This window comes from Streptomyces sp. 6-11-2, assembly GCF_006540305.1.
Classification (GTDB): Bacteria; Actinomycetota; Actinomycetes; order Streptomycetales; family Streptomycetaceae; genus Streptomyces.
In genome coordinates this window covers 1,628,339-1,647,732 of record NZ_BJOR01000001.1, presented here as the reverse complement: position 1 = coordinate 1,647,732, position 19,394 = coordinate 1,628,339, and the positions used below count along the sequence as shown (strand labels likewise).

The following is a 19,394-nucleotide window of genomic DNA, read 5'->3' as shown; positions in this document are numbered from 1 at the left end:
CGGCACACGCGCACGTGGGGCCCTGGTGACCGAAGCGTCACCAGGGCCCCACGATGTCCGAATTGAGGGGGAGGTTGCCTGTCTGCCCTGTGGTATGCGCTACAAAACTTCTGATCCGTTTGGGAATTGAAAGCGGCCCCGTTTAGCGTCGGTGCGGCTGTTCGTCGGGCAGTGCGCCGCGTCCGCGGCACCGGACAGTCATCGCCGAGTCCCCGTACGGCGTGAGCCAGGGGAGCCGGGGACCCACCGTCCCTGGGGTGAATCGGACACCCGCGCATGCCGCGAGGGGGCCGTAGGAGACCTTCCTGCTCCGAACCCGTCAGCTAACCCGGTAGGCGACAGGGAAGGAAAGGACCCACGTCTCCATGGCGTTCACCCGCGCCGCCGGGAAGCACCGCCGGCCGAGCCGGATGCACCGCACCACCGCCCGCGCGGCGGGCGTCGCGGCCCTGGCCACCACCGGCGTCATCGGCACCCTCGCCGCCCCGGCCCTCGCCGCGGAGGCCCCCGCGCCCGAGGACACCGGCCTCACCCCGGTCGTCACCATCGGCGACAGTGTCGCCGAGAAGATCGACGCCCAGGCCGTCGCCCAGCACAGGGCCGCCGCGCGCAAGCAGGCCGAGGAGGCCGCGCGCAAGAAGGCCGCGGAGGAGCGCGAGGCCAAGGCGCGCGCCGCCCGTGAGGCAGAGCGCGAGCGTCTCAACGCCTTCGTGACGCCGATCCTCGACTCCTACATATCGACCGGCTACCGCACCGGCGGCTCCCTGTGGTCCTCCGGCACCCACACCGGCATCGACTTCCACGCCGCGAGCGGCACCACCGTCCACGCGGTCGGCATCGGCACCGTCGTCGAGACCGGCTGGGGCGGGGCGTACGGCAACCAGGTCGTGATCAGGATGGCCGACGGCATGTACACCCAGTACGGGCACCTGTCGTCCATCGGGGTCTCGGTGGGCCAGCAGGTCATCCCGGGCCAGCGGATCGGCCTGTCCGGCGCGACCGGCAACGTCACCGGACCGCACCTGCACTTCGAGGCCCGTACGTCCCCGGACTACGGCTCCGACGTCGACCCCGTGGCCTACCTCCGCAAGCACGGCGTCAACGTCTGACCCGCCGCGTCGGCGCACCGCGCGGCGCGCCACGCGACACTCCCGAAGCCCCGGCTCCCGAGCCGGGGCTTCGGGTGTTCCCGGCCGTGTTCCGTCCGGTGTTCCGGGGGCCCGCCGGGCACGGCGAAGCCGTGCCACCCGGACCGGGCGGCACGGCTTGGGCGCTGGACCGGACCTGCCGGTCAGACGGTCTCGGGAAGCTCCCCGAGCCCCTCGGCGACCAGCTTGGCCAGCCGGTCCAGCGCGGCGTCCGCGCCATCGGCGTCGGAGGCCAGGACGACCTCTTCGCCGCCCTCGGCGCCGAGGCCGAGCACGGCCAGCATGGAGGCCGCGTTGACGGGCGTCCCGTCGGCCTTGGCGATCGTCACGGGGATGCCTGCGGCCGTGGCGGCCCGGACGAAGATGGAGGCGGGGCGGGCGTGGAGGCCCTCGGCCCAGCCGACGTTGACGCGGCGCTCAGCCATGTGTTGCTGCCCTTCGGGTGATCAGGGTTGTCTAGACCAGTTTTCCACACGTGGAGCGAGCCCGGAGCGGGGGTGTGCCCCGCTCCGGGTGGCGTCGGACCGCGGCCTCGGTCCGACGTGTGTCCTCCACAGACTGCCTCGCGCCGGTGTCGGACGCGAGCCGTACGCTGGGCCCCATGCAGACCTCGCCGGACCGGCACGAGTACCCCGCCCACTGGGAGGCCGACGTGGTGCTGCGCGACGGCGGCACCGCACGGATCCGCCCCATCACCGCCGATGACGCCGGCCGTCTGGTCAGCTTCTACGAACAGGTGTCGGACGAATCCAAGTATTACCGCTTCTTCGCGCCCTACCCGCGCCTCTCCGCGAAGGACGTCCACCGCTTCACGCACCACGACTTCGTGGATCGGGTGGGACTCGCGGCCACGGTCGGCGGCGAGTTCATCGCCACCGTACGCTACGACCGCATCGGCGCGGACGGCATGCCCGCCTCGGCGCCCTCCGACGAGGCCGAGGTCGCCTTCCTGGTGCAGGACGCCCACCAGGGACGCGGGGTCGCCTCCGCGCTCCTGGAGCACATCGCGGCCGTCGCCCGTGAGCGCGGCATCCGGCGCTTCACCGCCGAGGTGCTTCCGGCCAACACCAAGATGATCAAGGTGTTCACGGACGCCGGGTACATCCAGAAGCGCAGCTTCGAGGACGGCGTCGTACACCTGGAGTTCGACATCGAGCCGACCGACCGCTCGCTGGCCGTGCAGCGCGCACGGGAGCAGCGGGCCGAGGGGCGGTCGGTACGGCGGCTCCTGGTGCCCGGCTCGGTCGCCGTCATCGGAGTGGGCCGCACGCGCGGCGGCGTGGGCCGCAGCATCCTCGACAACATCCGCGACGCCGGGTTCACGGGCCGGCTCCACGCCGTGAACCGGGCCTTCGGCGAGGACTGCCAGGAGATCGACGGGGTGCCCGCCCACCGCTCGGTGCGGGACATCGACGGGCCCGTGGACCTCGCCGTCGTCGCCGTGCCGGCCGAGCGCGTCCCGGACGCCGTCACCGAGTGCGGCGAGCACGGGGTGCAGGGGCTCGTCGTGATCTCCGCGGGCTACGCGGAGAGCGGCCCCGAGGGACGTGAGCGGCAGCGCGCCCTCGTGCGGCAGGCGCGCACGTACGGCATGCGGATCATCGGGCCCAACACCTTCGGGATCATCAACACCTCGCCGGACGTCCGGCTGAACGCCTCGCTCGCCCCCGAGCTGCCCCGGCCCGGCCGCATCGGGCTGTTCGCCCAGTCCGGGGCCATCGGCATCGCCCTGCTGTCCCGGCTGCACCGGCGCGGCGGCGGGGTCACCGGGGTCACGGGCGTGTCGACCTTCGTGTCGGCCGGCAACAGGGCGGACGTCTCCGGCAACGACGTCATGCAGTTCTGGTACGACGACCCCGACACCGACGTCGCCCTGATGTACCTGGAGTCCATCGGCAATCCGCGCAAGTTCACCCGCCTGGCCCGGCGTACGGCGGCGGTGAAGCCGCTGGTCGTGGTGCAGAGCGCGGGCTCCGCCCCGCAGGGGCACGCGGTACGGGCGACGCGGCTGCCGCACGCGACGGTGTCCGCGCTGCTCCGGCAGGCCGGCGTGATCCGGGTCGACACCATCACCGAACTGGTCGACACCGGCCTGCTGCTCGCCCGGCAGCCGCTGCCGCCGGGGCCGCGGGTGGCGATCCTCGGCAACTCCGAGTCGCTGGGAGTGCTGACCTACGACCGCTGTCTCGCGGAGGGGCTGCGCCCCCAGCCGCCGCGGGACCTGACGACGGGGGCCTCGGCGGAGGACTTCCGGGTCGCGCTGTCCCGGGCGCTCGCCGACGAGACCACCGACACGGTGGTCGTCACGCTGATACCGGCGCTGGGGGAGGGGGCCGCCGAGAACGCGGCCCTGGCCGAGGCACTGCGCTCGGCCGCGCAGGAGGTCCCCGGCAAGCCGGTCCTGGTCGTGCACGTCGAGTTCGGCGGCCTGGCGGAAGCCCTCTCCGCCGCCACCAGCACGGCCCCGCCACCCGGCCCGGGTCCCCATCCGGGGGCGACCCCGCTGCTGCCCCCTCCCACGACGCCCCGGCCCGCCCCGGCGGGTCCGGGTCACCAGGCGGTCGGGGCTTCCCCCGCTGGTGCGGGCGGGGCTTCGCTGGCCGATCCGAACCCGGAGACCGGCACCGGTCCGAAGGCGTGCACAGGACCCGGGCGAGGTCCGGGTCACGCCCCAGGTCCGGCTTACGCCCCCGGCCAGGGGCACGCCGGCGCTCCTGGGCATGCCCCCGGTCCTGGCCACGCCACCGGCCCGGCGCCGGCATCGGCATCGGCTCCCGGCCATACCCCTCGCCCGGGCCAGGCATCGGGACCGGGCCAAGCTCCCGCCACGGGCTCGCAGCCCGGCCCCGGCCCCCGGAGGTCGTTCCCCGACGCGCCTGAAAGGGCAGCGGCCGGGGGCGTGGGCCCCGCGGGCGTGACGGCGGGCGGTGCCGGTCCCGAGCCGGCCCCCACCGGGCCGCGGCTGATCACCGCCTATCCCGCCGCCGAGCGCGCCGTCCGGGCCCTCGCCGAAGCGGTCCGGTACGGCCAGTGGCGGCGGGAGGCCGCGGAGCCGGGCAAGGTGCCGGAGTACGAGGACATCGACGAGAAGGGCGCCGCCGCCTTCATCGGCGGACTGCTCGAGCGCGGGCAGGGCCTCACACTCGGCACGGAGGAGACCTGCGAGCTGCTCGGCCGGTACGGCATCCACGTGCGCCGGGCCCTGCCCGCCCCCACCCCCGACGCCGCCGCGGAAGCCGCCCGCGCCCTCGGCTACCCCGTCGCCCTGAAGGCCACCGCCCCGCACCTGCGGCACCGCGCCGACCTCGGCGGCGTACGCCTCGACCTCACCGACGAGGATCAACTCCGCTGGGCCTACGCCGAGTTGACCGACCTCTTCGGCAAGCCCGAGGAGCTGCGGCCGGTGGTGCAGGCGATGGCACCCCGAGGGGTCGACACCGTCGTGCGCGCGGTCATCGACCCGGCGGCCGGCGCGGTGCTCTCCTTCGGGCTCGCCGGAGTCGCCTCCCAGCTGCTCGGCGACATGGCGCACCGGCTGATCCCGGTCACCGACCGCGAGGCCACCTCCCTGATCCGCTCCATCCGCACGGCACCCCTGCTCTTCGGCTGGCGCGGCTCGGCACCGGTCGACACGCCCGCGTTGCAGGAACTGCTGCTGCGCGTGTCACGGCTGGTCCACGACCACCCGGAGGTCGTCGCCGTCACCCTGGAGCCGGTCGTCGTCGCCCCGCGCGGGCTGACCGTCCTCGACGCCACCGTGCGCCTGGCACCCCCGCCCGCCCGCGACGACCTCGGCCCGCGCACGCTCCCGGTGTACTGAATCGGCTACCGGGGCCCGTCCGGGCTCGGACCCGGTGCGTGCCCTACCAGGGCCGTATGGGCCGCGTTCCCGTGCGTCGTCCGTCCCCGTCGAGCAGGTGCCCCATCCGCTTGACCGTCCGCACTCCGACGATCCGGTCGACGACCGTGAGGGAGGGGAGCCGGGCGCACATCGCCGTCTCGCGGCGCTGGACGTCCCCGATGTCGCGCAGCCAGAACGTGGCGAGGACGTTCGAGGTCCCGGTGACGGCGGCGACCAGACGGCATTCGGGCAGTGTGGCCGGCGTTCGGTGCAGGGTGTTCAGATCGCGGGTGGGAACCTGGCCGCGAAAGGTGACCGACACGGGCAGTCCGGTCAGGCGCGGGGCCATGTCGCAGCGGAAGGCGATCATCTCGGAGTCGATGAGCCGGTGCACCCTGCGGCGGACGGTCGCGGCACTGGTGCCGATGCGCTCGCCGAGCGCCGCGAGCCCCAGACGGCCGTCGCGGACCAGGGCGTCGAGGAGAGCACGGTCGAGGTCGTCCAGTGCGCCGGAGGAAGCCGCCCCGCGGGGTCCGGCACCAGGAGGGCCGAGCGCGCCCCGCTGGGCCGAGTCGAGGGAGTGCAGCCGCCAACGGCTGCCCTCCGTGTAGAGGGAGGTGGCGAAGAGGCACTCCACCGCGCTCACCCCGGGGAGTCCGGCGAGGCGCTCCGTGAGGGAGTGTGTCAGTGAGGCCACGTCCGGGACCAGCACGTCCAGCAGGAGATCCGCCGTGCCGGGTGCGGTGAGTTCGACGGTGACGACCTCCTCGAAAGCCGACACCTGCTCGGCGAGTCGTTGCCGTGCGCCTGGACGGCAGCGCAGCAGCACGAACGCGGTGCAACGGGTGCGGGAGAACGCACGGCCCGGCGCCGCGTACACCCAGGCGAGCCCCTCCGCGGTCAGCCGCTCCCAACGCCGCGCGAGCGTGCCCGAGGTCACCCCCAGCAGGGGTGCCAGTTCCGACCAGGACGCCCGGGGCTGCAACTGCAGCGCGTGCACGAGGGCGAGGTCGAACTCGCTCGGAATGCTCGTTTCCCGCATCGAGCGTGCCCTCCTCGCACGATTTCCACGAAGTTCCGGGCCGCTTCGGCCGGCGCCCGCACAGTAGCGCCCACGTCGGGTTCCAGCCACCAGAAGAGGTGAGACAACGGTGATCAGAGGCATCGGCTCTGGCCGCGGACTGCTCGCGACCATGACGGTGATCGTGGTGTGCAGTGGCGTCGTGCAGGGGTATCTGACCCCGCTCCTGCCGAAAGTCGGCCATCACGTCGGCATCGGCAGCGTCGGTCAGAACAACCTCTACCTTCTGTCCCAGGTCGCGTTCGCGGTCATGACGCCACTGCTGTCGCGACTGGGGGACATCCACGGGCACCGCACGCTCCTGCGCGCCTGTGTCGGCATGGTGGCCGGCGGCTCCCTGCTGATCGCGGTGTGGCCGACGACCGCGACCCTCGCGGTCGGCATGGCCCTGCAAGGAGCCGTCGTCGGCTTCTTTCCGCTGCTCGCGGGCATTCTGCGGTCCCGCGCACCGGAACACGGACGGGTCGGCATGTCGGTCCTGGTCGGCGCTCTGCTCCTCTCGATCGGTGTCGGCGGCCTCGTCGCGGGCGCGCTCAGCGAGGCACACGCCGTCGCCGGACTGTGGACGGCCGTGCCCTTCGGCGGGCTCGCGGTGACCGCCGCCCTGGTCCTGCCGGACAGCACCGCTCCGCGCGGCGGGGAGTTCAACTTCCGGGCGGCGACGCTGCTCACCCTGGGCCTGGTGGCACTCGTCCTCGTTCTGGCCCAGGGCGAGACCTGGGGCTGGACGTCGTCGGAATCCCTGGTCACCGCCGTCCTCGCGGTACTCCTGCTGGCGGCCTGGGTGACGGTCGAGCGACGCTCCACGCATCCTCTGGTCAACGTGCGGCTGCTGCGCGACCCACGCCTGGCGGTGATCAGCGCCCACACCTTCTGCGCAGCCTTCGGCACCATCGGGTTCCTGGCCGCGAACGCCGTGTTCCTCGGGACCGACCCGGACGGGACGGGCTACGGCATGGGCCTGGGATCCCAGACCATCGCGCTCGTCTCCCTCGCCATGGTCGTCGCCGGATGCCTCGGGTCCACGGCGACCCCGCGGCTGGCACGGCGCATCGGCGACCGCGCGGTGCTCGCCGCGGTGGGCGTCATCGGCGCGGCGGGCTTCCTCTCCCTGATCGTCTTCCACGGTTCCCTGTCCCAGTACCTCGTCGGCGCCCTTGTCGTGGGCCTGGCCACCGGCATGTTCGAGTCGATCACGCGCACCCTGTCGGCGGAGGTCGTCGCCGAGACCGAGACCGCGCTCTCCGTCGGCCTCAACGAACTGGCGCTCTCCCTGGGCGCGGCCATCGGAGCGGCCGTGATCGGCGCGCTGTTCGTCGGCCACCAGCTGGCCGACGGCCACATCGCGCTCGCGGGCCACCTGTGGTCCTGGGGGGTGTGCGCCGGCGTCGCCCTGCTGGGCGCGGTGCTGGGCCTGGCCTTCCGCGGTGTGCCCGCCACCGCGACCGGGCGAGTGGGTCAGCCCCTCGCACAGAGCGGAGAGCCGGCATGACGCGAACGCAGCAGGGAACGCACCGGCGGGAGGTTCGGGAACAGGCGCTGGCCGAGGTGACCGAAACCGTACGCGGCCGGCGGGAACGCCTCGTCGCCCTGAGTCACAGTCTGCACGACGAGCCGGAGACGGCTCTGCAGGAGTACCGGTCGGCCGCCAAGATCGCCGGGCTCCTCGCCGATGCCGGCTTCACCGTCACCCAGGGCGTCGCGGACCTGCCCACCGCGGTGGTCGCCACCCACGGAACCGGCGACCTGGTCGTGGCCCTGTGCGCGGAGTACGACGCGCTGCCGGGCATCGGACACGCCTGCGGTCACAACGTGAACGGGGCCGCCGCGGTCGGCGCCGCGCTCGGCCTCGCGGCCGTCGCGGATCGGCTCGGCATCAGGGTGAAGCTCGTCGGCACGCCGGCGGAGGAGGACATCGGCGGCAAGGCGCTGCTCCTCGAAGCCGGAGTGTTCGACGACGTGGCGGCGGCCATGATGGTGCACGCGGCGGCGCAGGACACGGTCGGCGCCTCGTCGCTGGCCGTCGGCGCCTGGGACGTCACCTACCGGGGCAGGCCCTCCCACGCCGCTCTGGCCCCCTGGGAGGGAGTCAACGCGCTCGACGCGATGACGCTCGCGCACACGGCGATCGGGTTGCTGCGCCAGCAACTCCCGCCCGGCACCCTGGTGCACGGCGTCGTCTACGAGGCCGGGCAGGCCGTGAACGTGATCCCGGCACTCGCCCGGGCCCGCTACGAGCTGCGGGCCCCCACGTCCGAACAGCTCGCGTACGCCCGGCGCCGGGTCCGGGCCTGCTTTGAGGCGGGCGCCCTCGCAACCGGCGCGGAGCTCGAACTCGTCCCACACGGCCACGATTTCGCCGATCTGCGACAGGACGCCTCCATGACGGAGTCCTACGTGCGGGCGCTCAGGGAGCTGGGCCGCACTCCGGTGCCGCAGCACGGTGAACTGATGGCCTCGACCGACATGGGCAACATCTCGCACGTGGTGCCGACGCTCCACCCGACCATCGGGTACGACACCGGGGGCGCGAAACAGCACACGGCCGAGTTCGCCCGGTACGGCAAGAGCCAGGGCGCCGACCGGGCCGTCGTCGACGGGGCGACGGCCCTCGCACACGTGGGGGTGGAACTGGCCACCGACGCCGTGCGGCGGCGCCGGCTCCTGGAGGGTGTCGCCGACCGCCGCCTCCACCCCGGTGGTTCGGCTGCCGCTCGACCGCCCTGTTGAAAACGTTCGTATCACTCTCCGTGCAGGCCTGCCGACCTCGTTGTCGGCAGGCCGCCCCCGCGCGTCCCCGCCCGATTCGGCACGTGCGTGACGGCCCGGCTGTCCGAAGGGACCGGGTTGCCCTTGACTGGCCCGGACCGCCCTCACCCACGGATTAGGATGGACGGCATGGCCAAGACCAGTACGACGACCCAGGGGCTGCGTTCGGCGATCGAACGCAGCGGCTACTACCCGGCTCTCGTGGCCGAGGCGGTGGAGGCCGCCGTGGGCGGTGAGCCCATCCGGTCGTACCTGGTCCACCAGGAGACCACGTTCGACCAGAACGAGGTGCGGCGGCACGTGACGGTGCTCGTCCTCACCGGCAACCGCTTCATCGTCAGCCACACCGACGAGCAGGCCGCCGACAGCACCTCCCCGACGCCGTACGCCACCACGTCCACGGAGTCGGTGAAGCTCGACCGGATCTCGTCGGTCGTGGTCAGCCGCGTGGTTGCCAACCCGGAGCAGTACACGCCGGGCACGCTGCCGCGCGAGGTCGTGCTGACCATCGGCTGGGGCGCCGTGTCCCGGATCGACCTGGAGCCCGCCGCCTGCGGCGACCCCAACTGCGAGGCCGACCACGGCTACACGGGCAACTCGACGGCGGACGACCTCAGCCTGCGCGTCAGCGAGGCCGGCGACGGCCCCGAGACGGTGCGGCAGGCCCTCGCGTTCGCGCAGTCCATCTCCGAGGCCACCGCGGACCCGACCCGCTGATGACCCGTCCCTTCTCCCCCGACGACGCCGCCACCGCCTGGGGCCACCCGGAGCCGCTGGCCGTCGAGACCGCACCCGTTCCCGAGTACGGAACCGGCTCACTCGCCGACCTGCTGCCCACGCTGGCCGCCGGCATGGGCGTACCGCGGATGACGGCCGCGATCGGCGAACTGGCCCCCGCCGACCGCGCCTGCGTCTTCCTGATCGACGGCCTCGGCTGGGAGCAGCTGAAGGCGCACCCCGCGGAGGCGCCCTACCTGACCTCCCTGCTCGGCAGCTCGCGCGGCGGAACCGGCCGCCCGATCACCGCCGGGTACCCGGCGACCACGGCGACCTCGCTCGCCTCCGTCGGCACCGGCCTGCCCCCGGGCGCGCACGGACTGCCCGGCTACACCGTGCGCAACCCGGCCACCGGTGAGCTGATGAACCAGCTCCGCTGGCAGCCGTACAGCGATCCGCGCGCCTGGCAGCCCCACCCCACGGTCTTCCAGCTCGCCCAGCAGGCGGGCGTGCACGCCGCCCAGGTGTCCTCCCCGGCCTTCCAGAACACCCCGCTGACCAAGGTCGCACTCAGCGGCGGCACGTTCCTGGGGCGGCTGACCGGCGAGGAGCGCATGGACGTCGCGGCCGAGCAGCTCGCCGCCGCCGACCGGGCGCTGGTCTACACGTACTACTCCGAACTCGACGGCGCCGGCCACCGCTACGGCGTCGACTCCGACACCTGGCGCGGACAGCTGATGCACGTCGACCGGCTCGTCCAGCGCCTGGCCGAGCAGCTGCCGCCGCACAGCGCGCTCTACGTCACGGCCGACCACGGCATGGTCGACGTCCCCTTCGACGAGCAGCACCGCATCGACTTCGACGAGGACTGGGAGCTGCGCGCGGGCGTCGCCCTGCTCGGCGGCGAGGGACGCGCGCGCCACGTGTACGCGGTGCCGGGCGCCGGGGGCGACGTGCTCACCTGCTGGCGCGAGGTGCTCGGCGAGCAGTTCTGGGTCGCCTCCCGGGACGAGGCCCTCGCGGCGGGCTGGTTCGGGCCGCGCGTCGACGAGCGGGTGTACGCGCGGATCGGCGACGTGGTCGCCGCCGCCCGCGACGACGTCCTGCTCATCGCCTCCGAGCAGGAGCCGAAGGAGTCGCTGATGGTCGGCAACCACGGTTCGATGACCCCTGCCGAGCAGCTGGTCCCGCTGCTGGAAGTACGCTCCTGAGGCCCCTTCCCGCCCTACTCGCTGTACACCACCGTCCTCCTCACTCGCCGAAAGGTGCCCAACTGCTCATGCCCGAGCTGGTGTTCTTCTCCGGAACCATGGACTGCGGGAAGTCGACACTGGCTCTCCAGATCGAGCACAACCGCTCCGCACGCGGACTGACGGGCATGATCTTCACCCGTGACGACCGGGCCGGGGAGGGCAAGCTGTCCTCGCGCCTCGGCCTGGTGACGGACGCGGTGGAGGTCGAGGACGGCGTGGACCTGTACGCCTACATCGTCGACCACCTCTCGCAGGGCCGGCGCGCGGACTACGTGATCGCGGACGAGGCGCAGTTCCTCGCGCCCGAGCAGATCGACCAGCTCGCGCGTGTGGTCGACGACCTGGAGATGGACGTCTACGCCTTCGGCATCACGACGGACTTCCGCTCCAAGCTGTTCCCCGGCTCGCAGCGCCTGGTCGAACTGGCCGACCGCGTCGAGGTCCTCCAGGTCGAGGCCCTGTGCTGGTGCGGCGCCCGCGCCACCCACAACGCCCGTACCGTGGGCGGCGTCATGGTGCTCGAAGGCGCCCAGGTCTTCGTCGGCGACGTGACCCGCTCGGCGGACGAGATCGGCTACGAGGTGCTGTGCCGCCGGCACCACCGCCGCCGCATGACGGCCTCCTCGGCGCGGGCGGCGGCGCTGTCCCCGGACGTCCTGCCCGTGACCGCGGACTGACCGAGCACCCGCACCTGCGTCAGACGCGCCGCTCCGACCAGGCCGGCCCGATCGATCGTCCGGGGCGTCGGGATCCGTCGCCCCTGCTCGAACGACCCGGTCGTGGAGGCCGAGCACCCGAGCGGCCTCCCGAACTCCTCGCGCTCCGGACCCTCTCGCACCCGCAGCGTCTTCATGGTCTGGCCGAACGCGACGACGACACCCCGCCCGGCCTCGTCCTCCGGTCGTCGCCCGGCGGCCCCGTCGTCGTTCTCCCAGCTGTCCCCGAGACTCACGAGCGCCCCCGCCCCCGCCCCCGCCCCGCCCCCGCGCCCTCGCGCTCAGCCCGCCCGCGCGAACGCCGGGGCCCGGTTGGGGCGGCAGTGATCTCCTGCCATTCTTCTTCCCCATGTCCGCACGAAACCGAAGACTGCCCCGGCACCGCGCCTGGCCACTGACCACCAGCGACATCAACGCGTGTCTCGGCCCTGACATGTCACGCGTCAAGGACCTGCAGTTCCTCACCGGACATGACAGCGGGACGATCGTCCTGGGAGCAGCATGGGTCGCTCCGAACCCCCGCAACTACGGCCGCGGTATCCACCCGGACATGGTCGGTCTCCACATGGACGTCCACCCGGTCGATGCCACTCGACGTGCAGCCATCCGCGCCGTTCTACGGGCACAGGCCCTCCCGCAACTGCACGATTGGATCACGCGGGCCATCGCTGCCGACGAGACCTGGCAACTGACCCCTCACCAGCGCTACTGGCACCTCTCCGACGGCCACCTCACCCACCGCGACGAAGAGTGAACCGAGTCCGGACGGAGGCGCGCATCGAGGCACCGCCGCCGTGGCCGCTGCCGAGGCCCACGCCGCGGCGCTGTCACCGAATGTCCTGCCGATATCGCTCTTCTGAGCGACACCCGCCGTCAACACGGCTTGACGGAATCAACGCGAACCCTGGATCAGGGCGAACCGTGCCCCCTCGGGATCAGCCACGATGGCCATGCGGCCGCGGGCGGTGTTCCGCGCGGGGGTGAGGACCCGGCCGCCCAGGGCGACGAGGCGTTCGGTCGCCTCGTCGGTGTCGGTGACCTCGAAGTACGTCATCCAGTGCGAGCCCCGGTCGTGGGGCAGGGCCCGGCCCACCCCGTGCACTGCGGCGACCGGGCGGCCGTCGAGGTGCAGGGTCACGCGGTCGACGCCGGCGGAGCCGTCCGGCTTCCGTTCGTAGCCGAACAGCCTGCTGTAGAACGTGGCGACGCCCGCGGTCTCGTAGGTCAGCAGCTCGTGCCACACGGGTGTGCCGGGCAGCCCGGTGGTCTCCGCGCCCGGGTGCGGCCGGGCCCGCAACAGGCCGAAAACCGCACCCCACGGGTCCGAACCGATCGTCAGCCGCCCGATGCCGCCCGCGTCCAGCGGACCCACCCCGATCGTGCCGCCGCACAGCCGTACCGTTTCGGCCGTCAGATCCACGTCGTCCGAAGCGAGATAGGGCGTCCACGCCACGGGCAGGCGCCGGCCGGGCGGCAGTTGCCCGATGCCGCCCACCTCACGGCCGTTCAGCAGGGCCCGCACACAGGGGTCGAGCCGGCTCGGCCCGGGCTGGAACTCCCAGCCGAAGAGCTCCCCGTAGAAGGCCTGGGCGGCGGCCATCCCGTGCGCCATCAGGCTCACCCGGCACGGTGTGCCGGGCCTGTTCCGGGCGGGTGCCCGGCCGTTCGGGACGCCCGGCTCCGGTGCCTCGGTCATCGTCACCTTCTCCTCGGCCTCCAGGGCCTCTCGACGGCCGCCTCGATTCCGTTCTCCGGACCCCGAGCCGATGCGCCGCCCCCGGTGCCGGGCGCGCTTCCGCGGCGCCGGCGGGGCAGGGTCCCGTCCGGAGGGTGCCCGGTGTGCGGTGTCCCGCCCGTTTCATCACGCTTACCGACGGATGTCGATCGGCTGTACAGTATGTGGCCGATCCCGTACGCATCGTGATCGGACCTGTCCGGCCGAGCAGAGTAGCCGGACCTGGACGCCGTGGCCACCCCGTGCGCAAGGATGGTGGCCATGAACGCCATCATCTCCGCATCCGATCTCGCGAGCGCCCTCGCGGAGCCCCGGCCGCCGGTGCTGCTCGACGTCCGCTGGCAGCTCAGTCTGGCGACGGCGGCCGGCGCGGCGCCCTTCGACGGGCGCGCCGCCCACGCGGCCGGGCACATCCCCGGTGCCGTCTTCGTCGACCTGGACCGCGAACTGGCCTCGGCGCCGGGCGGAAACGGCCGCCATCCCCTGCCGGACATGGAGGTGTTCGGCGCCGCGATGCGCCGTGCCGGGGTGTCCGCGGACCGGCCGGTCGTCGTCCACGACGGCGGCCAGGGCTGGGCGGCGGCCCGCGCGTGGTGGCTGCTGCGCTGGACCGGGCACCCCGACGTGCGGGTCCTGGACGGCGGCCTCGCGGCCTGGGAGGGCCCCCTGGAGACCGACGTGCCCGAACCGGCCGAGGGCGACTTCGTACCGAAGCCCGGCGCGCTGCCGCTGCTCGACGCCGACGGGGCCGCGGCACTGGCCCGGTCCGGAGTGCTGTTCGACGCGCGCGCGGGGGAGCGGTACCGGGGCGAAGTGGAGCCGATCGACCCGGTGGGCGGCCACATCCCGGGCGCGGTGTCCGCGCCGACCACCGAGAACGCGGGCCCGGACGGCAGGTTCCTGCCGGCCGCGCAACTCAGGGCGCGGTTCACGGCGTTGGGCGCGGCCGACGGGCGAGACGTCGGCGTCTACTGCGGCTCCGGCGTCTCCGCCGCGCACGAGGTGCTGGCGCTGGCCGTCGCCGGGATCCCGGCGGCCCTGTACGTCGGCTCGTGGTCGGAGTGGTCCTCGGACCCGTCCCGGCCGGTCGCGGTGGGGCCGGACCCGCAGTGACCGGACGCCGGTCGCCGGTCACTCATAGGGGGTGACAGCCGGCCGGCCGGTCACTCACAGGGGTTGACGGCCGGTCGGCCGGTACGGCCACAAGGAGCGCGCACGAGGAAGGGCCGCACCCGACGGGCGCGGCCCTCCAGCCTCGTACGGCCTTGCTAATCCTGCTTCTTGCGGCGCGTGCCGAACACGATCTCGTCCCAGCTCGGCACCGCGGCCCGGCGGCCGGGCCGCACCCCGTCCGCCTCGGCCTGGCGGTCGGTGGCGCCGGTGAGGCGGTCGCGGTGGCTGGTGACGGAGCGCGGCATGAGGACGTCCGCGTAGGCGGACCCGGCCGAGGCCGCGGGGGCCGGGGGCTCCTCGGCCACCAGGTCCTCCTCGGGCTCCTCCACGGGTTCCGGCGCGCGCTCGGGCACCACCAGGTCGCCGCGGAAGCTCGGCACCGCCTCCAGCAGGCTGGTCAGCGTGTCGCGCTCGCCCACGCTCTCCTCGGCGGGTTCGGGCGCCTGTCCCGGCAGCGCCGGACGGTCGCGGTCCCGGTCGAAGGAACGCTCGCGCGGCAGACGCGCGATGCGCGGCACGAACGGGAAGCTGGGTTCCGGGGCGCCGAGGTCGTCGGACTCCCCGATCAGGGCGCGGGCCTCGTCGTCGACGGCCTGTACCAGGCGCCGCGGCGGGTCGTACGTCCAGCTGGCCGAGTGCGGTTCGCCCGCGACCCGGTAGACCAGCAGGACCTCCCAGGTGCCGTCGTCGCGGCGCCAGGAGTCCCACTGGGCGGTCTCCTTCTCGGCGCCGCGCAGCAGCAGCCGCTCCTGGACGGTCTCGCCGAGCAGCGGGCCGGAGTTCTCACCGGGGCGGCGGACGGGAGTCTTGCGGGCGCGCTCGGCCATGAAGGCGCGCTCTGCGAGCACGGGGCCCTCGAAGCGCCGTACCCGGTCGACGGGGATGCCGGCGAGCTGGGCCACCTCTTCCGCGGTCGCTCCGGCTCGTATCCGGGCCTGGATGTCGCGGGGGCGGAGATGGCTCTCCACCTCGATCTCGATCTGGCCGAGGCGGGGACGGTCGCCGCGCACGGCGGCGCGGAGCCGTTCGTCGATCGGAAGCGTGTACTCCGTGCTGTCCGCAGCCTTGAGCACCAGCCGTGTGCCGTCATTGGAGACGGCCACGACACGCAGTTCGGGCATGGGGACCTCCCGGGTGGTGCCTGCCGACGTCACGTGCGTCGCTGCTTCCGCTAGTCGAGTGTGGCCTGCCCGGGTGCAGCCTGCCACAACCTTGCCGAGTTGCCCGGCGTGTCGGGCACGGGCCCTGGAACGCCGTTATGGCACGGTTACCTGTTTGCAACGCTAAGTGACCAATTCTGTCACCCTGTGCAACCAGCCCCCTCCCGGCGGTCCAGCCAGGTCCCGGACACCCCGAAGGGAGGCCGGGCCCAGGGCTCATTACGGTACTCCATTCGGGCCACGTGCGTGGATTGGCACGCCGCCCAACTTCTCGCCAGAGGCGGTACTCGGCCGCCCTCGACCGGTTTTTCGATCATGCCCGTGGCGAACTTCACTTATTCACCGCAAACGGAACTAACGGTTTCGTCCGTACGTCCCTTTCTCGTGCAGTCGGCCGATCACATACGAAAGATGCGGCTGTGTCCGACAGAGGCAGGCAAGGTCCGGTCATGCGTGAAAGGTTCGATGGCGGTGGTGAGCCGAGTGCCGGGGAGGAGGTGAGGAGGAGGCGGATCGAGCTGAGCGTCGCTCAGGTCGCGGGCAGCGCCGTGGCGGCGGTGGTGGCCGCGAAGCTCGCCTCGTACTTCGGTGTCTACGGCACGATCCTCGGGGCCGGTGTCGTCAGCGTCCTGGCCACCTGCGGCGGCTCGGTCTTCCAGCACTTCTTCCGGCGTACCGGCGAGCAGTTGCGCGGAGTGGCCGCCTCCCCGGGACCGGTACCGGCCCCGGCGACCGCCCCCGCCGGGCGGACCCCGCCGCCGGTGGGCGAGTTCACCGAGGGGACCGTCTACCGGGCCCGGATCAAGAGCTGGAAGCGGCCCGTGCTCGCCGCCGCCCTGGTCTTCGGGGTCACCATGGCCGGAATCACCGCCTACGAGCTGGTGTCGGGCGACAGTTTCAGCGGCGGCAGGGGGACGACGGTCGGCTACGCCGTGACCGGCCACCGCACCCCGTCCGTGACGCCCGACGGGCCGGCTCCCACCTCCTCGCCCACGGCGACGCCGGGGACCGGGACCGGGGCACCGCCGGGCGATGCCGCCTCCGGCCGCCCCGACCGGGGCACCGGGGTGAGCCCGGCGCCCACCCCCGAGGTCACGGGGAACAGCGGGAGCAGCGGCGGCACGGGGGACACCGGGAGCGCGGGCGCCGACGGCACCGGGCCGGGCAAGCCGTCCGACGCCGGCACCTCCGCCCCGGCACCCGGCGCGAGCGCTACGGCCCCAGCACCCTCCGCAAGTAGTCGTTCTGGAACAGCCGCTGGGGATCCAGCCGGTCCCGCAGCGCCGTGAACTCCCCGAAGCGCGGGTAGACCGCGGCGAGTCGGCCGGCGTCCCCGGTGTGGATCTTGCCCCAGTGCGGCCGGCCCTCGTACGCGGTGAAGATGTTCTCCGCGGCCGTGAAGTACCGCTGGTAGGGGGTGCCCCGGAACATGTGGACCGCGATGTACGCGCTGTCCCGGCCCGAGGCGGTGGACAGGGTGATGTCGTCGGCGGGCGCGGTGCGCACCTCCACCGGGAAGCTCACCCGCAGTCCGGAGCGGTCGACCATCGCCTTCACCTCGCGCAGGGCGTCGGCCAGGGCCTCGCGCGGCACGGCGTACTCCATCTCCACGAAGCGCACCCGGCGCGGCGAGGTGAAGACCTTGTAGGGGATGTCGGTGTACGTCCGCGCGGACAGCGCGCGGCTGGAGATCCCGGCGATCGACGGGATGGTGGCGGGCACCGCGCGGCCGACCCAGTTGGCCACCTGGAAGACGCCGTTGGAGAGGAACTCGTCCTCGAACCAGCCGGACAGCCGCCCCACCGGCTGCTCCGGTCCGGCGCTGCGGTTGTTGCGCTTGGTGTTGGTGCTGCCGGTGTGCGGGAACCAGTAGAACTCGAAGTGCTCGTTCTCCGCCCAGAGTTGGTCGAACTCCGCGAGTACCCGGTCCAGGCTCATCGGTTCCTCGCGGGCGGTGAGCAGGAAGATCGGCTCCACCGCGAAGGTGAGGGCCGTGACGATCCCCAGCGCGCCCAGGCCGACGCGGGCGGCCGCGAAGACGTCCGGATTCTCCTTCGCGGAGCAGGTGAGTACCGAGCCGTCCGCCGTGACCAGCTCCAGCCCCCTGATCTGGGCGGCGATCGAGGCCGACTCGCGGCCCGTGCCGTGGGTGCCGGTGCTGGTCGCCCCGGACACCGTCTGCTCCATGATGTCGCCCATGTTGGTGAGCGAGAGGCCCTCGCGCGCGAGAGCGGCGTTGAGCCGCTTGAGCGGAGTGCCGGCCTCGACGGTGACCGTCATGGCCTCGCGGTCGATCTCGCGTATGCCGGTCAGCAGTTGGGGGCGGATCATGACGCCGTCCGTCGCGGCGATGCTCGTGAAGGAGTGACCGGTGCCGACGGCCTTCACCCTCAGGCCGTCCTCGGCGGCCCTCCGCACGGCGGCGGCGACGTCCTCCACCGTCGCCGGCGTGACCTCCCGTGCGGGGCGCGCGCCGACAGTGCCGCCCCAGTTACGCCATGTGCCGTTCTTCGCGCTCGTCGTGCTGCTCAACGAAGCCTCCCCGCCGCGGAGCCGGCCTGCTGAGCCGGCGGTACCCGAGGAAACCGACCGCGACCGCGACGGCCCCGGACACCGCCGGAACCCCGTACCCGGCCCGCGCCCCGGCCGCGTCGATCACCCAGCCGGCCACGGAGGAGCCCAGTGCCACCCCGACCGCGAGCCCGGTGCTCACCCAGGTCATGCCCTCGGTCAGGTGCGAGCGTGGTACGTGCTCTTCGACGAGGGCCATCGTCGTGATCATCGTGGGAGCGACGGACAGGCCCGCAACGAACAGCGCCACGGCCAGAAACGGCAAGTTTCCGACCAGTAGGAGGGGGATCATACTCACGGCCATCGCACAGATGCCCAGCAGCCAGCGCCGGGCGGGCGGTCCCGCGAAGCGCAGCAGGCCGAACACGACGCCCGCGATGCAGGAGCCCGCCGCGTACACGGCGAGCACGACGCTCGCGGCGCCCTTGTGTCCCTGCTGGTCGGCGAAGGCGACGGTGACCACGTCGACCGCCCCGAAGATCGTCCCGGTCGCCACGAAGGTCGACACCAGCACCTGGAGCCCGCGCGCACGCAGGGCCGAACCGCCGCCGTGGTGCTCGCGCGGGTGCGGCGCGGGCTCGGTGGCGCGCTGCGCGGTCAGCCAGAACACGCCCACCGCCAGGAAGCAGGCGGCCAGCAGCGGCCCCGCCTCCGGGAACCAGGCCGTGGACAGTCCGATGGAGACGATCGGCCCGAAGATGAAGCACGCCTCGTCCATCACCGACTCGAACGAGTAGGCGGTGTGCAGCTGCGGCGTCCCCCGGTACAGGGCCGCCCAGCGCGCGCGGACCATGGCGCCCAGACTGGGCACGGAGCCGATCCCGGCGGCGCAGACGAACAGCACCCAGTCCGGCCACCGGAAGTGCGCCGCGAACAACAGGACCGCCGAGGCGGTCAGCGCGACGAGCGTCGCGGGGCGCAGCACCCGGCGCTGCCCGTGCCGGTCGACCAGCCGGGAGATCTGCGGGCCGAGGACCGCGGCGGCCAGCGCGATGGTGGCCGACAGCGCGCCCGCGAGCCCGTAGCGCCCGGTCAGCTGGGAGATCATCGTGACCACGCCGATGCCCATCATCGACAGGGGCATCCGGCCGAGGAACCCCGCGGCGGAGAAACCCTTGGAGCCTGGAGCGGTGAACAGGGCACGGTACGGGCTGGGCACAGGGACTCCGCGATCCGGTAAGGCGTGAAGGAAGCTGATACAGCTTACGGACCGGACGACTCCGGCGCACC

17 protein-coding genes and 1 riboswitch are annotated in these 19,394 nt (G+C 73.1%); of the genes, 10 read left to right on the top strand and 7 right to left on the bottom strand.

The features are described 5' to 3' along the window. The first annotated feature begins 192 nt into the window (after positions 1-192). Positions 193-353, top strand: a riboswitch (cyclic di-AMP (ydaO/yuaA leader). Positions 354-365: 12 nt separating this feature from the next. Then, positions 366-1,109 carry a M23 family metallopeptidase gene (locus TNCT6_RS06775; RefSeq protein ID WP_141357589.1) on the top strand — a complete coding sequence of 248 codons (744 nt, stop codon included), beginning with the start codon at positions 366-368 and terminating at the stop codon, positions 1,107-1,109. A 182-nt stretch (positions 1,110-1,291) separates the two neighbouring features. On the opposite strand, the gene TNCT6_RS06770 is transcribed toward TNCT6_RS06775, so the two are convergent. Beyond that, a complete protein-coding gene (locus TNCT6_RS06770; protein ID WP_141357587.1) occupies positions 1,292-1,573 on the bottom strand; it encodes an HPr family phosphocarrier protein in 282 nt (93 codons plus the stop codon). 176 nt (positions 1,574-1,749) lie between these two features. Here TNCT6_RS06770 and TNCT6_RS06760 point away from each other — a divergent pair, with 176 nt between their 5' ends. Beyond that, positions 1,750-4,968, top strand: coding sequence for a bifunctional GNAT family N-acetyltransferase/acetate--CoA ligase family protein (locus TNCT6_RS06760; RefSeq protein ID WP_141357583.1), 3,219 nt, complete (start codon positions 1,750-1,752; stop codon positions 4,966-4,968). Between the two features lie 43 nt (positions 4,969-5,011). On the opposite strand, the gene TNCT6_RS06755 is transcribed toward TNCT6_RS06760, so the two are convergent. Next, complete coding sequence (locus tag TNCT6_RS06755; protein ID WP_172632818.1) at positions 5,012-6,031, bottom strand: Lrp/AsnC family transcriptional regulator; 1,020 nt, start codon at positions 6,029-6,031, stop codon at positions 5,012-5,014. Positions 6,032-6,140: 109 nt separating this feature from the next. Here TNCT6_RS06755 and TNCT6_RS06750 point away from each other — a divergent pair, with 109 nt between their 5' ends. The 5 genes from TNCT6_RS06750 (at position 6,141) to TNCT6_RS06730 (ending at position 11,486) form a co-directional block, all read left to right on the top strand. Continuing rightward, positions 6,141-7,562 (top strand): MFS transporter, encoded by a 1,422-nt coding sequence (locus TNCT6_RS06750; protein WP_253266042.1) that lies wholly within the window; start codon positions 6,141-6,143, stop codon positions 7,560-7,562. Then, positions 7,559-8,800: an amidohydrolase gene (locus TNCT6_RS06745; RefSeq protein ID WP_141357579.1), complete on the top strand. Its 1,242-nt coding sequence runs from the start codon at positions 7,559-7,561 to the stop codon at positions 8,798-8,800. Before TNCT6_RS06750 ends, TNCT6_RS06745 begins: the two co-directional genes overlap by 4 nt. A gap of 159 nt (positions 8,801-8,959) precedes the next feature. Then, positions 8,960-9,556: a DUF5998 family protein gene (locus tag TNCT6_RS06740; RefSeq protein ID WP_141357577.1), complete on the top strand. Its 597-nt coding sequence runs from the start codon at positions 8,960-8,962 to the stop codon at positions 9,554-9,556. Beyond that, positions 9,556-10,767: an alkaline phosphatase family protein gene (locus TNCT6_RS06735; protein WP_141357575.1), complete on the top strand. Its 1,212-nt coding sequence runs from the start codon at positions 9,556-9,558 to the stop codon at positions 10,765-10,767. The genes TNCT6_RS06740 and TNCT6_RS06735 overlap by 1 nt, the downstream gene beginning before the upstream one ends. A gap of 68 nt (positions 10,768-10,835) precedes the next feature. Continuing rightward, a complete protein-coding gene (locus TNCT6_RS06730) occupies positions 10,836-11,486 on the top strand; it encodes a thymidine kinase (protein WP_141357573.1) in 651 nt (216 codons plus the stop codon). Here TNCT6_RS06730 and TNCT6_RS42040 read toward each other — a convergent pair. Further along, positions 11,384-11,761, bottom strand: coding sequence for a helix-turn-helix domain-containing protein (locus TNCT6_RS42040; protein ID WP_373996157.1), 378 nt, complete (start codon positions 11,759-11,761; stop codon positions 11,384-11,386). The genes TNCT6_RS06730 and TNCT6_RS42040 overlap by 103 nt on opposite strands. Before the next feature lie 113 nt (positions 11,762-11,874). On the opposite strand from TNCT6_RS42040, the gene TNCT6_RS06720 reads away from it, so the two are divergent. Then, positions 11,875-12,279, top strand: a complete 405-nt coding sequence (locus tag TNCT6_RS06720) for a hypothetical protein (RefSeq protein WP_141357571.1) — start codon at positions 11,875-11,877, stop codon at positions 12,277-12,279. 138 nt (positions 12,280-12,417) lie between these two features. On the opposite strand, the gene TNCT6_RS06715 is transcribed toward TNCT6_RS06720, so the two are convergent. Then, a complete protein-coding gene (locus tag TNCT6_RS06715; protein ID WP_141357569.1) occupies positions 12,418-13,221 on the bottom strand; it encodes a VOC family protein in 804 nt (267 codons plus the stop codon). A gap of 300 nt (positions 13,222-13,521) precedes the next feature. Here TNCT6_RS06715 and TNCT6_RS06705 point away from each other — a divergent pair, with 300 nt between their 5' ends. Then, a complete protein-coding gene (locus TNCT6_RS06705) occupies positions 13,522-14,373 on the top strand; it encodes a sulfurtransferase (protein WP_141357565.1) in 852 nt (283 codons plus the stop codon). A 155-nt stretch (positions 14,374-14,528) separates the two neighbouring features. Here TNCT6_RS06705 and sepH read toward each other — a convergent pair whose 3' ends face one another. After that, complete coding sequence (gene sepH, locus TNCT6_RS06700) at positions 14,529-15,554, bottom strand: septation protein SepH (RefSeq protein ID WP_141357563.1); 1,026 nt, start codon at positions 15,552-15,554, stop codon at positions 14,529-14,531. 488 nt (positions 15,555-16,042) lie between these two features. Between sepH and TNCT6_RS06695 the strand changes: the two genes are divergently transcribed. Then, entirely contained in the window at positions 16,043-16,882 is an 840-nt protein-coding gene (locus tag TNCT6_RS06695) for a hypothetical protein (RefSeq protein WP_141357561.1), read from the top strand. Here TNCT6_RS06695 and TNCT6_RS06690 read toward each other — a convergent pair. Together TNCT6_RS06690 and TNCT6_RS06685 are read right to left on the bottom strand one after the other, a co-directional pair. Beyond that, complete coding sequence (locus tag TNCT6_RS06690; protein ID WP_141357559.1) at positions 16,806-18,125, bottom strand: D-arabinono-1,4-lactone oxidase; 1,320 nt, start codon at positions 18,123-18,125, stop codon at positions 16,806-16,808. The two genes, TNCT6_RS06695 and TNCT6_RS06690, sit on opposite strands and share 77 nt — an antisense overlap. Continuing rightward, positions 18,085-19,323 (bottom strand): MFS transporter, encoded by a 1,239-nt coding sequence (locus TNCT6_RS06685; RefSeq protein WP_141357557.1) that lies wholly within the window; start codon positions 19,321-19,323, stop codon positions 18,085-18,087. The genes TNCT6_RS06690 and TNCT6_RS06685 overlap by 41 nt, the downstream gene beginning before the upstream one ends. Between the last annotated feature and the right edge of the window lie 71 nt (positions 19,324-19,394).